Origin of the sequence: Enterococcus raffinosus (assembly GCF_018917525.1) — a bacterium.
Lineage (GTDB): Bacteria > Bacillota > Bacilli > Lactobacillales > Enterococcaceae > Enterococcus_A > Enterococcus_A raffinosus_A.
The window spans coordinates 16938-29799 of sequence record NZ_JAHLOS010000002.1 but is presented as its reverse complement, the minus strand read 5'-3'; the positions used below and the strand labels follow the sequence as shown (position 1 = coordinate 29799).

Sequence of the window (12862 nt, the reverse complement as noted above, 5' to 3'; positions counted from 1 at the left end):
TCCCATCCTCTTATTAGTGGTGCATTAGCTGCGTATTGCCAATTTTTTATAATTAATGCCACGAGCTTGGCACCATTCTTTTGGTGCCCCGCCAATAATGACAGAATTATGGATTAAGTCCGCGGTCTTTTTTTTGTTAGTCATTAGATACAAACGCTTAAGTTGGGTTTTCCAGTCTTCGATCATTTCAATCGTGGCCTCAATACCGCTGCTGATCAGATGATCTAGAATCGTAGCGGAGATACCGACGGCTTTTGCGCCTAAACAGAGAGCTTTGAAAATATCATAAGCATCGCGAATCCCGCCAGAAGCAAGAATGGTCAAAGGATCAAATTCTTGGGCTTCTAGTAAGGAGATCACTGTTGATTGTCCCCAGTCATCTAAATAGCTCAACTCGCGTTTTTTGCGACGAGCATTTTCAATTTGCGAGAAGCTCGTACCACCACGCCCTGAAACATCTACAGCTTTTACACCAAGTGTCTGGAGTTGCTGAATGGTTTCTCTATTCATCCCGAAGCCAACTTCCTTCACGATCACTGGAACGTCTAATTTCTGAATTGTTTGCTGAATGTTTTGCGCCCACTCATGAAAATCACGATCACCTTCAGGCATGACGAGTTCTTGCGGTACATTTACATGAATCTGCATGCCGTCAGCCTGAAGCAGGTCAACGATTTTTTTTGCATCTTCACTCGTTCTGCCCGCCCCCATATTGCCTAAAATCAAACCGTCAGGATTTACTTCACGAACCACACTGTAAGAGTCTGCCACATTAGGATCTTTTAGTGCCGCACTGACAGAGCCGGTAGCCATCATTAAATTTGTCTCACGAGCGATAAGCGCTAAATCATGATTGATCTTTTTAGTTTTCTCGCTGCCGCCGGTCATCGCATTGATATAAAAGGGCGCACTGAGCTGCAAACCAAGAATCTCGGTACTCAAATCAATTTCTTCTGGTCGTGTCGTGACTAGAGAGGAGTGAACCATGCGAACAGCATCAAAATCATTTTCTTTTGGTTTTTGATGGAAGGCTCGCGCCAAGGAAACATGTTCATCTTTACGATTCATGGTAGCCCTCCGTGAAATGATAGACGTGTAAAGGGAGTGGGGTGATGCCGGCCTTTTCCCAAGAACTCATCAAAGGAAGAATACCTGCGCGCTTATCAACGATCACGATCCCGCAGTCGCCGCCACCTGCACCAGATGATTTTGCCGCACCGCCATATTTTTCTGCCAGATCATTCAATCGTTTTAATTCTTCAGTTTCAATCGAAACATTGCTAAGGCTGGTCAGTTGATTTAATAGACTACGGTTTTTACGGATCATTTTTTGAATCAAAGTCACATCATTTTGTTTGAAGCCTTGAATCATTTGATCAACACATTTTTTACTTTCTTGAAGAAAGTTTTCATAGGAAGTTTTCTTCTCGTCCCGAGATTGATGAACCTGGTCGACTAAATCGGAAGTCGAAGCGGGACTACCAGTCCAACCAATCAATAAGCGTAAATCCTCTGGTACTTCTAGCGGTTCGATTTTCAGACTAGGCCATTCACTTTCAATTAATGTAGTTAGTTTTTCAGATTCTAATTTGTTTAGTACCCAATCGTGATCAAAAGTAGAAAAGGCCAGCCAGCCGCCATAACAGCTTGCCGCAATGTCGCCGCAGGAGCCGTTTCCTTGAACATTTAAATGGGCTAAAGTTGCCAATTTGAATAATTCCAGCTGTGAAAGCTGCAAATCATAAAAAGCATTCAAAGCTTTAACTGTTGCGACCGTTACAGCACCGCTAGAACCTAAACCATATTTACGACCGTTGGAGTTATCTAATTCACTGGTTACTTTCAAATCAAAGAAGGCTAGTTTTTTACCTTTTTCTTGTGCGAACTTTTCAGTGAAATGGATCGCCGCCAAAATATAATGGAAGGGATTGTCACGGATATCTAAAACCAATTCATTTTTGCGTCGTGTCCAACGAATCGGCATATCACTATATTGAGCAGATTGAATACTTCCGCTTTTTTTAGCAGGACCGATCGAAACGGAAATGAATTGATCGATCGCTGCGATAATTGCCGGGTGTCCCGGTTCGACCACCGCGTACTCACCGGCGATGTATAATTTCCCTGGTGCTGTTACTTCGATCATTCCGCTTCCTCCTCTGTCAAAATTTCAATTGCAGGACCAGCGTGGGCGACAACAAGTTGTTGGCTGTCCATTTGATCCTTTAATGCGCGTAGTAACGCTTCTTCGTTTTTACGTTCTACTAAGATCTTTACATTTGGACCAGCATCCATCGTGAAGTAGCAAGGCAATCCGCGGCTTCTAATTTGACGGACGAGGTTCATCACCTTCATACTTTCCGCTGACCAATAAGTAAACGGCGGAGTCGCCGCTAAAGTGGTACCGTGCATTTTCAATGCACTGGCTTCGGTTACTTCGCCTAAAGCAGTGAAATCTTTTTCAGCGATTGCTTGCTTCGCCTTAGCTAAATCTGTTGGTACTGTTTGCAGCCAGCCATCATAAAAAGCAGAAGTTTCCACCGTGCGCTGCATGCCATCGCGACTTGAAACATCTTTTTGAGCATCATTGACGACGACAAATATCATACTTAAGTCATCTTCAAAGCCATAGCTAGGAATGTTGACGGCATAAGAGCTTTCATCAGAATCGCCTTTTTGCCATTCCGCAAAACCACCGTAAATGCTGCGGCAAGCTGAACCCGATCCGCGCCGTGCGAGACGAGACAACTCTTCAGAAGAGAGCGTTAAATCTAGGGCGGCACTTGCGGCACCCGCTAAAGCGGCCAATCCGCTAGCAGAAGAAGCAAGACCTGCTGCAGTCGGTACGAAGTTTTGACTTTTAACGATCGCTCGCAGCGAACAATTAGCCTTATCACGGATGACATTAAGAAAGCGACTCACTTTTAAGGTCGCTTTCGAATCTTGTAGTTGATTGTCTAAATAGAATTGATCTTCTGTGATCTCTTCTGAAAAGGTAACGTGTGTTTCTGTATAAAAAGCATCCAATGTCAGCGATAAACTGTTGTTCATTGGGATGATCAGTTCTTGATTTTCCTTGCCCCAATATTTAATCAAGGCAATATTCGTATAAGCTTGAGCTTTACCACTAAACATGTGCGTACACACCTAACCCTTCGATCCATGTATTTCGCGCGCCGGCATCCAATAGAATTTGCTGCAGCTGACGTCCGCTAGTCTCATTTTCTGCCAGAGCGATCATGCAGCCGCCACGTCCACCACCCGTTAATTTTGCCCCGAGTGCATGATTTTCTAAAGCTGTTTCGATCAAGTGATCTAAGTGACGATTGCTAGTGCCGAGTAATCGTAATAACCCCTGTGCCTGATTCATACAGTCACCTAAAATCTGTGGTCGGTTTTGTAAAATGGCCTTTTGCGCTTGACTGGTTAATTTACCTAGCGTGCGCATTTGCTTGTTGGTTTCATAAGGACGCAGCTCCATTAATTTGGCAATGTCTTTGACTGCTTTACGTGTCTGCCCCTTTACACCCGTATCGGCGACGACTAAAAAAGCATCCATATTTAGCTGGAAAGGCTGGAAGCCGATGCCTTTTTGATAGAGGATCGGTTCAGTACCACTGATGGTTGTCGCATCAATACCGCTAGGATTACCGTGAGCAACCGCTTCGGCTTGATTGACAAAATGCAATACCTTGTCCTGCGTAGCTGGTTCTTCCATCCAGTCAAAAACGGCACGTGTAATAGCAACTGCAACCGCAGCGCTAGAGCCCATTCCACGCTCTGCCGGGATCGAGCTTTTGATTTTTAAATAAAATGGTTCTGGAATTTTGAAATGCTTCACTAAATACCATAGTAAAACAGTCACGTTGCGCATGGTATTTGGGGCTTCTGAAAGCGGCCCGTGAAAAAAGCTAGATTCGATCCATGATTCTAAATTATTCGCGCGGATCGTTGCTTGGATACCTGTTCCCGAAAAAGGAAAGGCGATTGCCGGTTCTCCGTAGACAACCGAATGTTCCCCCATTAAGATGATTTTCCCGCTGGCATAACCCGTGCCAATCGATTTCATTAAAAAAACCCCTATTTCGTTTTAGAATCATTCTTTCCCATGAGAAAAAATAAAATAATCTTGTTAATATTTATTTTAAATGAACCATTCTTATAGTAAAACAATTTGTTTTCTTTTTATCTTTTACTAAAATTGTGAATAGAATCCTTACTTAATAGTAATTATCTATTTTAGTCTCTTTCCATTTTACTCAGAGAAGACGGACAAGTAAACGAAACGACTGAAAAGTTTTTGAAAATCAGCGATTTTTTAAACATTCTTTAGAAGAAAAAAGTGATTTATTGGGCGGGTATTTTGATTGACGATACAAGATATTGGGGGTATATTAGAAAAGTTGAGAAATTGTTACTATATTTTGTATGAAGCGAGTTGGAGGTTTATGAGCGTGATCGTATTAGCAGGAACCATTGGAGCAGGGAAATCAAGTTTGACCGCGATGTTATCAGAGCATCTAGGCAGTCAGGCTTTTTATGAATCAATTGATGATAATGAGGTATTGCCGCTGTTTTATGCTGATCCAGAGCAATATGCTTTTTTATTACAGATTTATTTTTTAAATAAACGGTTTGATAGTATCAAAAAAGCGATGCAGGATGACAATAATGTCCTAGATCGTTCAATCTATGAGGATTCTTTATTATTCCATTTAAATGCTGATCTTGGTCGGGCAACAGAGACAGAAGTGAAGGTCTACGATGAATTATTGGCGAACATGATGCAGGAATTGCCTTATGCCGCTCACAAGAAGCATCCAGATTTATTGGTGCACATCCGTGTTTCATTCGAGACAATGATGGAACGGATTCAAAAACGTGGACGGGAATATGAACAACTGGAGTTTGATCCAACCTTGTATGATTATTATAAAGAATTAAACAGTCGTTATGATCAATGGTATGAGGACTACAATGAAAGTCCTAAGATCCAAATCGATGGGGATCGTTTGAACTTTGTTGATGATGCCGCTGCACGTGATGAAGTCATTCGTTTGATCGATGAGAAGATTTTAGAAGTCCAAGGCGCAGTAGTCGAATAATGAAAAGATGCTTAATCTTAATTGGTTAAGCATCTTTTTTTACTACCATCGCTTCAAAAGGTCGTAATGTCGTTGTTTTTCCCCATGACGGATCTTGATAATTCGCCAATAAGATCGTGACTGGTGCGTTCACCCAGCGATTTGGCAGGGTAACAGTTTGCGGCTGATCGCTCAAATTGGTAATGATATAGGCTTCTTCTGATTTCAGCTTACGGGTATAGGCCCAGACCTTTGGATGTTTTGCTAATTCGATGTGATAGCTTCCATCGATGAACACGGGAAATGATCTTCTCAGTGTGATCAATTTCTTATAATAATTGAACGGCGAGAAGGGGTCTGCCTGTTGAAGGGCAACATTGATTTTGTCCGTGTTAGGGTTAATCTTCATCCAAGGCAGGTTCGTTGAAAAACCACCAAAGTCAGTCCAGTGCATCGGCGTTCGTGAATGATCACGGGTCCAATGAGTAGTCAGACGTAGAGCTTCTTCAGGAGATAATCCTTTTTCCAGCCAAGCGTGATAGGCTGCTAAAGAATCGGCCGCATTGACTTCTTCGATTGATTCGAAGGGGAAGTTGGTCATTCCTAATTCCTGTCCTTGATAAATAAAGGGTGTTCCTCTCAACAGCATGTAAGCAGTAGCTAGTGCGGTTGCTGATTCACGGGTTTCATTTCCAAAGGTAGAATTGCTGCGGGGATTATCATGATTATCGGTATACAAGGCATTCCATCCCATGGGCTGCATGTCTTTTTGCCAACGTGACATGACCTTTTTAAAGCCCATTAAATCTCCTAATTCAAAGCCGGGTTCGCCGGTTCGTACCTGATGCTCTAGTTCGAAGATCATATCGATATATCCGCTCTCTTCATTGGTCCAAAAGGGAGCGGTCTTACTATTCACCCCGCTTGCTTCGCCAACAGTCATGATGTCGTAGCTGCGGAAGATATCCCGCAATTCGGCCATATACGTTTCGATTCCGGCAACATTCATGAAGGGCGCCCAAGGGTTATCCGTAATCTTGAAGTCCCAAGGTTCTTTTTGAATATGGCTGATAGCGTCTAAACGAAATCCATCAATCCCAAAGTCCAGCCACCAGCGAATCATTTGGTAAATTTCTTCCCGCATCGCTGGATTTTTCCAGTTTAGATCAGGCTGTTCTTTAGCGAAGACATGAAAATAAGCTTGTTTTGTATTCGCGTCATAGGTCCAGGTTGAGCCACCGAAAAAACTTTGCCAATTATTCGGCATTTTCTCTGGCGTCGCATCGGCCCATAAATAATAGTCGCGATAGGGATTGTCCTTACTTTTTTTTGATTCTATGAACCAAGGATGCTGATCGCTAGTGTGATTGACTACTAGGTCCATGATGAGGCGTATCCCCAATTTATGTGCGGCAATAAGCAGTTCCTTCAGGTCTTCGAGGGTGCCGAACTCAGGATTAATGGCCTGATAGTCCGAAATATCATAGCCATTGTCGACATTGGGGCTTTGATAAATAGGATTGAGCCAAATAAAATCGATCCCTAGCTCCTTTAGATAGGGAAGCTTTTCCTGAATACCTTTCAGATCGCCGATACCGTCATCGTTGCTATCCATGAAGCTGCGGGGGTAAATTTGGTATCCTACAGCGTTTTTCCACCATTTGCTCATGTTTCTTCTCCTAGTTCTACCACAAAGGCATCCCACGGCTCTAAGCTAATGGTCGGTTTGCGAGGGATATCAGTCGCTAAATTTGAAATAATCACCTTTCCTAACACTCCTTTCGGATAAGTGAACGAATGAGGATCATTTGAAAAGTTCGTGACAATCAGCCAGCGCTTGTCTTCGTAGATGCGAAGATAGCTGAAAATATTATCGGCCGTCTCGGTTAATAATTTGTAATCGCCCCATACCATGATCGGCTGCTCTTTTCGCAGCCGGATCAATTTTTGGTAAGTATAGAAAATGGAGTGAGGATCACGTAGAGCCTGCATCACATTGATCTTGGAATAATTCGGTGTGACTGCGAGCCATGGGGTGTCTGCTGTAAAGCCAGCGTTAGGGGAAGCGTCCCATTGCATCGGTGTTCGTCCGTTATCTCGTCCTTTTTGATTGATCGCGGCTAAAAGTGTTTCTTTGGATTTCCCGGCAGCGAGCTGTTCGGCATACATATTCCGACTTTCGATATCCTCGACCTCTGTGATGTCCGTGACGATATGATTGGTCATGCCGATTTCTTCTCCTTGGTAAATGTAAGGCGTGCCTTTCATACAATGGAGCAAAATGGCTAACAACTTCGCTGACTTTTCATGGTAATGCGTATCATTTCCCCAACGTGACACAATACGAGGCAGGTCATGATTGTTCCAAAAAAGTGAATTCCAACCTTGATCGCCTAATTCGGTCTGCCATTTTGTAAAGACGTCCTTCAATTCCTTAATCTGTAAGGGGCGGCTGACCCATTTGGATTGGCCGGCGACCTCATCTAAACCGATGTGTTCGAATTGGAAAACCATCGACAGCTCCTCACGAGCAGGATCAGAATAGAGCTTAGCAATCTCAGGGGTTGCGCCCCAGGTTTCCCCGACCGTCAGTAAATCTTTTCCGCCAAAGGTCGCCTGATTCATTTCCTGCAAATAGTCATGCAGATTGGGACCATTGCTGGTGATTTTTTCATCAGGAACTTTTCCGATCAGGTCAATCACGTCCATGCGAAAGCCGCCGATCCCTTTATCGATCCAAAAATTCATCATATCGTAGACAGCTTGGCGAACGGCAGGATTCGCCCAATTCAGTTCTGGTTGTTTTTGGCTGAAAAGATGAAAATAGTATTGCTGCGTTGTCTCGTCGTATTGCCAAGCTGGTCCACTGAAAATACTTCTTAAGTCATTTGGATAACTGCTGTTGACTGGATCACGCCAAATATAGAAATCACGATAAGGATTGTCTTTTGCTTTTCGGGCTTCAATAAACCAGTTGTGTTCATCGCTGGTATGATTGACGACTAGATCTAAAACAATTCGAATCTCGCGTTCTTTGGCTGCTTGGATCAGCTGCTCCATTTCCGCCATCGTCCCAAATTCCTGCATGATTGCTTGGTAGTCTGAAATATCGTAGCCGTTATCGTCGTTGGGGCTCTGATAAACGGGACTTAGCCAAATCGCTCCGATCCCCAGCTTCTGTAAATAATCGAGCCGCGAAATGATCCCAGCCAAATCTCCAATGCCATCTCCGTTCGTGTCTTGAAAGCTGCGTGGATAAATTTGATAAACGACGACTTCTTGCCACCAATGACGCATATAGTTCCCTCCTAATAAAAAAACTTTTTCTAGTTCTTCAAAATTACAAAGCCATTCGGCTCAATGACAATGCCGTCTTCTTTAACATTCGCTAAATGAAGCAGCAGAGTTTCACCTGAGGAATTCTCGAAAATAGCTTGATTCCCTGTATTAAAGATTCCCATGATGCTTTCATCAGGAATATCCCGTGAAAAAATTAATGCTCCCGTGTTTGTATCGACCTTCTGCCATTCAAGTGATCCTTCACAGAGTGTGAATTGATTTTCCTGGCGAAACGCAATCAATTGTTTTACAAACGCAAAAAGCTGTAAATCTTGTTTTTCCGGTTCCCAAATCATACATTTTCGACATCCGGGGTCTGCGCCGCCATCCAAACCGACTTCATCGCCGTAATAAAGACAAGGGATTCCCTGCTGCAAATAAAGAAAGGCTAAAACCTGTCTCATCAAGTCCTTGTTGCCGCCAGCTAAGGTCAGTATACGTGGAGTATCATGGCTATCGATCGTATTCAGCATCATTTGGTTGGTTTGCTTACGATAAAGTGTCAGTTGTTCATTTAGATTGCTGACTAATTTATCTAACGGAATCTTTCTTTCCAAGAAATAGTTCGTGATCGATTCGGTAAAGGCATAATTCATTACTGCGGTAAATTCATCTCCCTGTAGCCAAGGCTGAGAGCTGTGCCAGACTTCTCCCAGTAGGTAAAAATCGTCTTTTAGTTCGTGGCAGGCTGCGGCAAATTTTTTCCATAGTTGATGATCGACTTCATTGGCGACATCCAAGCGCCACGCGTCAATATCGAACTCTTGAATCCAATATTTTGCGATGGTCAAAATGTAGTCCTGAACTTCTTTGTTAGCGGTGTTCAGCTTTGGCATGTGGGGCGTAAAGGCGAACGTATCATAATTCATATTTTCAGCGAATTCAAAATCGTCAGTTTTTGTGTAGTGAACCGGAAAAGAATGAATATGGAACCAATCCTTGAAACGAGAGTTTTCGCCTTTTTCGAGGACATCGCGCCATTGGGGAGAGGTGTCGCCCATATGGTTGAACACCGCGTCCAACATGATTCGAATCCCCCGACGATGGCATTCCTCAACGAGTTTGCGGAAGAGTTCTTTATCGCCGAAGGCAGGATCAATCTCTAAGTAATCCGTGGTGTCGTATTTGTGATTGGTGGGTGCCGTAAAGATCGGGCAAAAATAAATCCCGTTGATTCCCAACTCACTTAAATAATCTAAATGATCAATGACACCCTGCAAATCACCGCCGTAAAAATCCTTTCGCCCCGGATATTCTTTACTGTCCCAAGAAAGCACATCCTCTGGATCGTTGGAAGGGTCTCCGTTGGCAAAGCGTTCGGGAAAGATTTGATACCAAACGGTTTCCTTTACCCATTGCGGCGCTTTGAAGCGATCGACTTCATGAAAAAAGGGCATTCGGAAATAATTATTTGCCATCAGTAGGTAGGTTTCCTCAACTGGAAAAACACCGTGTTCAGTGAAGAAAACCGTTGTTTCGTCATAGCCTGTGACGATAAAACCGTAGCTTAACCGACGATGAGGGGCGGTAATATCAACCTCCCAATAATCATACAGATCCGTGGACAGGGTTTTTCGCATGACTGTCGGCTGGTGGTACCAACGTTTTTTGTCTAATTCATAGGGATCCCCATGGACTAATGAAACGCTTTTGCAGTCTGCACGCGCTGTACGCAGCCGCACGTGCATCAGTTCATTGGTGTATAGATAGGCATATTCGCTTTCGGTGCGATGGTAGATTGCTGCTGTGTTCATAAAAACCTCCGTAGTTATTCGATTGCTTTTTCAGTGTCATTATCGAAAAAGCGAGCTTTGTTTAAATTAAAGGCTAATTCAATTTGTTCACCCGGATTGTGGAAATCTCGTGCATCTACTTTAGAAATAAATTCTGTATCACCAATCGTTGAATACAGCATGGATTCATATCCAAGCAGTTCACTGACAACCACCGTGGCTGAAACCACCGAATTTTCATAGGCTTCTAAAGCAACCTCTTCAGCGGTGATATCTTCTGGACGTATTCCGAAAGTCAAAGTTTTTCCTTCATAGCCCTGTGCCGCCAAGATTTTCGCCTGTCCTTCTGGTAAAGGCAAGTCTAGGCCTTTATGATTTGAGATGCGACCGTTTTTGAAAGTGACCTCAAAGAAGTTCATGGCTGGGCTACCCATGAAGCCAGCGACAAATTTATTTGCGGGTCTATTGTACAATTCTTGCGGTGAGCCGACCTGCTGAATCACTCCTTGATTCATAATTACGATACGATCTGCCAGCGTCATGGCTTCAGTTTGATCGTGAGTCACGTAAATTGTGGTAGAGCCAAGGTTTTGATGAATTTTAGCAATTTCTGCTCGCATTTGAACCCGTAGCTTTGCATCCAAATTTGATAAAGGTTCGTCCATCAAAAAGACCTTCGCATCACGAACGATTGCTCGTCCCATCGCGACCCGTTGCCGTTGTCCACCTGACATATCGGCTGGTTTTCGATCCAATAGTTCTGTTAGACCTAAAATTTCCGCGGCATTCTCTACACGTTTTTTGATCTCTTCTTTCGGATATTTGCGTAATTTCAATCCAAAGGCCATGTTTTCGAAAACCGTCATATGAGGATATAAGGCATAGTTTTGAAAAACCATGGCGATATCGCGATCCTTTGGTGGCGTATCGTTCATTCGAATGCCATCAATTTCAAAGTCACCTTCAGTAATATCTTCTAGGCCGGCGATCATTCTTAACGTAGTGGATTTTCCACAGCCGGAAGGACCGACGAAGACAATGAATTCACGATTTTCAATTTTGAGATTAAAATCTTTCACGGAATAGCTATTGTTGTTGGGATACTTTTTGTTTATGTGCTTCAGATTCAGTTCGACCATATTGATACTCCCTTTTACTCATAGATTATTGTGGTGTAATTATCACATATTGCGCAATCGGTTGCAATAAATATATTTATATCTTTAATAATTGGATTGTTTCTTTTGGTAAGTATTTTGTTATAGGAAGCCTTTATTATTGGTTTTTCGCTCTTTTCATATAGAGAAAATGAGAAATGATTTATCATTTTGTATAGTTTAATTTAAAAAAATAAAATAATTTAAGCGCTTCCTCTTGCAATTTAGCGCAATCGGTTGCATAATGTGTTTTGTAGCAAAAATTCAATTTATGCAGGAGGAAGCAGAATGAAGAGCAATTTGAAAAAGTATTTATTATCAGGGGTGATGTTAGGAGCAGCAGCCTTAACATTGGCGGCATGCGGGTCAGGCTCTGACGATAAGAAAGCATCCGGCTCATCTGATAAAACAGATGTCACGTTATGGATTACCACGGATTCAAAAAAATTCTACACAAAAGTTTTAGAGGCTTTCGAGAAGGAAAATCCAGATATCAATGTGAAGGTCGTTGAAACAGAAGATGCGAAAGCACAGGAAAATGTGAAAAAGGATCCTTCCTCCGCCGCAGATGTTTTTGCGCTCCCTCATGATCAATTAGGACAATTGGTTGATTCAGGAGTCATTCAGGAGATTCCCGAAAAATATGCAGATGAGATCAAGTCAGATCAATCAGAAACGGCATTGGTTGGCGCGACTTACAAAGATAAAGTGTATGCGTTCCCATACGGTATTGAATCGCAAGTTCTGTATTATAACAAAAAAATGTTAAGTGAAGACCAAGTCAGCTCTTATGAGAACATCACTAAAAACGCGACATTTGGTGCGAATTTGAAGGCTGTCGATGCTTATAAAATCGGACCATTATTTATGTCAGTCGGTGACAAGCTGTTCGGTGATACTGGAGAAGATGTGAAAGGCACGGATTGGAACAATCCTGCTGGGGTTTCAGTCTTACAATGGATTGCTGATCAGAAAGATAATTCTGGCTTTGTAAATGTCGGGGACGATTATATTTCACAATTTGAGAATGAGAAGATTGCAGCCTTCGAATCTGGTCCTTGGGATAAAGAAAAAGCCATCGAAGCAGTTGGAGAAGATAATTTAGGGATTGCAGTTTATCCAAAAATGACTATCGGTGGCAATGAGGTTCAACAAAAAGCCTTTTTGGGTGTGAAGCTGTATGCAGTAAACCAAGCACCAGCTGATGGCGATTCGAAGAAAATCGCTGCAGATTATAAGCTTGCTTCTTATTTATCTAGCGAAGCCGTGCAAGAAGCACAATTTAAAGATGAAACAAGAAACATTATTCCGTCGAACACAACGATTCAAGAAGCCGATTATGTGACGAATGATGAATTAGCGAATGCGGTCGTTACCATGAGTGGTTCGGATTACTCCGTCGTTATGCCGAAGATTCCTGAAATGACGAATTTCTGGACAGCCTCGGCTGCTGTTTTAAGCGATACTTATAATGGAAAAATCAAGCCAGATCAATACCAAGCGAAGCTGGATCAGTTAGTGAAGGATATCTCTGGTGATAAGTAAGATT

Annotated in this window: 10 protein-coding genes; 2 read left to right on the top strand and 8 right to left on the bottom strand. The window is 42.7% G+C overall.

From position 1 onward, the window contains the following. Positions 1 to 24 precede the first annotated feature (24 nt). Genes fni through mvk form a run of 4 tightly spaced genes read right to left on the bottom strand, consistent with a single transcriptional unit; the run spans position 25 to position 4069 of the window. Entirely contained in the window at positions 25 to 1068 is a 1044-nt protein-coding gene (gene fni / locus KQI58_RS01840; RefSeq protein ID WP_216405976.1) for a type 2 isopentenyl-diphosphate Delta-isomerase, read from the bottom strand. After that, complete coding sequence (locus KQI58_RS01835) at positions 1058 to 2146, bottom strand: phosphomevalonate kinase (RefSeq protein ID WP_216405974.1); 1089 nt, start codon at positions 2144 to 2146, stop codon at positions 1058 to 1060. The genes fni and KQI58_RS01835 overlap by 11 nt, the downstream gene beginning before the upstream one ends. Further along, entirely contained in the window at positions 2143 to 3135 is a 993-nt protein-coding gene (gene mvaD, locus KQI58_RS01830) for a diphosphomevalonate decarboxylase (RefSeq protein ID WP_216405972.1), read from the bottom strand. The genes KQI58_RS01835 and mvaD overlap by 4 nt, the downstream gene beginning before the upstream one ends. Next, positions 3128 to 4069 carry a mevalonate kinase gene (gene mvk, locus KQI58_RS01825; protein ID WP_216405970.1) on the bottom strand — a complete coding sequence of 314 codons (942 nt, stop codon included), beginning with the start codon at positions 4067 to 4069 and terminating at the stop codon, positions 3128 to 3130. Before mvk ends, mvaD begins: the two co-directional genes overlap by 8 nt. Before the next feature lie 379 nt (positions 4070 to 4448). On the opposite strand from mvk, the gene KQI58_RS01820 reads away from it, so the two are divergent. Next, on the top strand, positions 4449 to 5105 hold the full coding sequence (locus KQI58_RS01820) for a deoxynucleoside kinase (protein WP_067621634.1): 657 nt from the start codon (positions 4449 to 4451) through the stop codon (positions 5103 to 5105). Between the two features lie 25 nt (positions 5106 to 5130). Here KQI58_RS01820 and KQI58_RS01815 read toward each other — a convergent pair whose 3' ends face one another. From KQI58_RS01815 to KQI58_RS01800, 4 genes are read right to left on the bottom strand one after another with little or no spacing between them, the layout of a single operon-like run. Further along, positions 5131 to 6753 carry a glycoside hydrolase family 13 protein gene (locus tag KQI58_RS01815; RefSeq protein WP_216405968.1) on the bottom strand — a complete coding sequence of 541 codons (1623 nt, stop codon included), beginning with the start codon at positions 6751 to 6753 and terminating at the stop codon, positions 5131 to 5133. Beyond that, the gene (locus KQI58_RS01810; protein ID WP_216405966.1) at positions 6750 to 8381 is read right to left on the bottom strand and encodes a glycoside hydrolase family 13 protein; all 1632 of its coding nucleotides are present in this window, start codon (positions 8379 to 8381) and stop codon (positions 6750 to 6752) included. Before KQI58_RS01810 ends, KQI58_RS01815 begins: the two co-directional genes overlap by 4 nt. A 29-nt stretch (positions 8382 to 8410) precedes the next feature. Then, positions 8411 to 10177 (bottom strand): glycoside hydrolase family 13 protein, encoded by a 1767-nt coding sequence (locus tag KQI58_RS01805; protein WP_067621630.1) that lies wholly within the window; start codon positions 10175 to 10177, stop codon positions 8411 to 8413. Positions 10178 to 10191: 14 nt separating this feature from the next. Next, positions 10192 to 11295 carry an ABC transporter ATP-binding protein gene (locus tag KQI58_RS01800; RefSeq protein WP_216405964.1) on the bottom strand — a complete coding sequence of 368 codons (1104 nt, stop codon included), beginning with the start codon at positions 11293 to 11295 and terminating at the stop codon, positions 10192 to 10194. A gap of 306 nt (positions 11296 to 11601) precedes the next feature. Between KQI58_RS01800 and KQI58_RS01795 the strand changes: the two genes are divergently transcribed. After that, positions 11602 to 12858, top strand: coding sequence for an extracellular solute-binding protein (locus tag KQI58_RS01795; RefSeq protein WP_067621626.1), 1257 nt, complete (start codon positions 11602 to 11604; stop codon positions 12856 to 12858). Positions 12859 to 12862: the final 4 nt, after the last annotated feature.

Excerpts from the sequence above, each read along its gene's own strand:
- fni (WP_216405976.1), bottom strand. The coding sequence starts at position 1,068 with ATGAATCGTAAAGATGAACATGTTTCCTTGGCGCGAGCCTTCCATCAA.
- KQI58_RS01835 (WP_216405974.1), bottom strand. The coding sequence starts at position 2,146 with ATGATCGAAGTAACAGCACCAGGGAAATTATACATCGCCGGTGAGTAC.
- mvaD (WP_216405972.1), bottom strand. The coding sequence starts at position 3,135 with ATGTTTAGTGGTAAAGCTCAAGCTTATACGAATATTGCCTTGATTAAA.
- mvk (WP_216405970.1), bottom strand. The coding sequence starts at position 4,069 with ATGAAATCGATTGGCACGGGTTATGCCAGCGGGAAAATCATCTTAATG.
- KQI58_RS01820 (WP_067621634.1), top strand. The coding sequence starts at position 4,449 with ATGAGCGTGATCGTATTAGCAGGAACCATTGGAGCAGGGAAATCAAGT.
- KQI58_RS01815 (WP_216405968.1), bottom strand. The coding sequence starts at position 6,753 with ATGAGCAAATGGTGGAAAAACGCTGTAGGATACCAAATTTACCCCCGC.
- KQI58_RS01810 (WP_216405966.1), bottom strand. The coding sequence starts at position 8,381 with ATGCGTCATTGGTGGCAAGAAGTCGTCGTTTATCAAATTTATCCACGC.
- KQI58_RS01805 (WP_067621630.1), bottom strand. The coding sequence starts at position 10,177 with ATGAACACAGCAGCAATCTACCATCGCACCGAAAGCGAATATGCCTAT.
- KQI58_RS01800 (WP_216405964.1), bottom strand. The coding sequence starts at position 11,295 with ATGGTCGAACTGAATCTGAAGCACATAAACAAAAAGTATCCCAACAAC.
- KQI58_RS01795 (WP_067621626.1), top strand. The coding sequence starts at position 11,602 with ATGAAGAGCAATTTGAAAAAGTATTTATTATCAGGGGTGATGTTAGGA.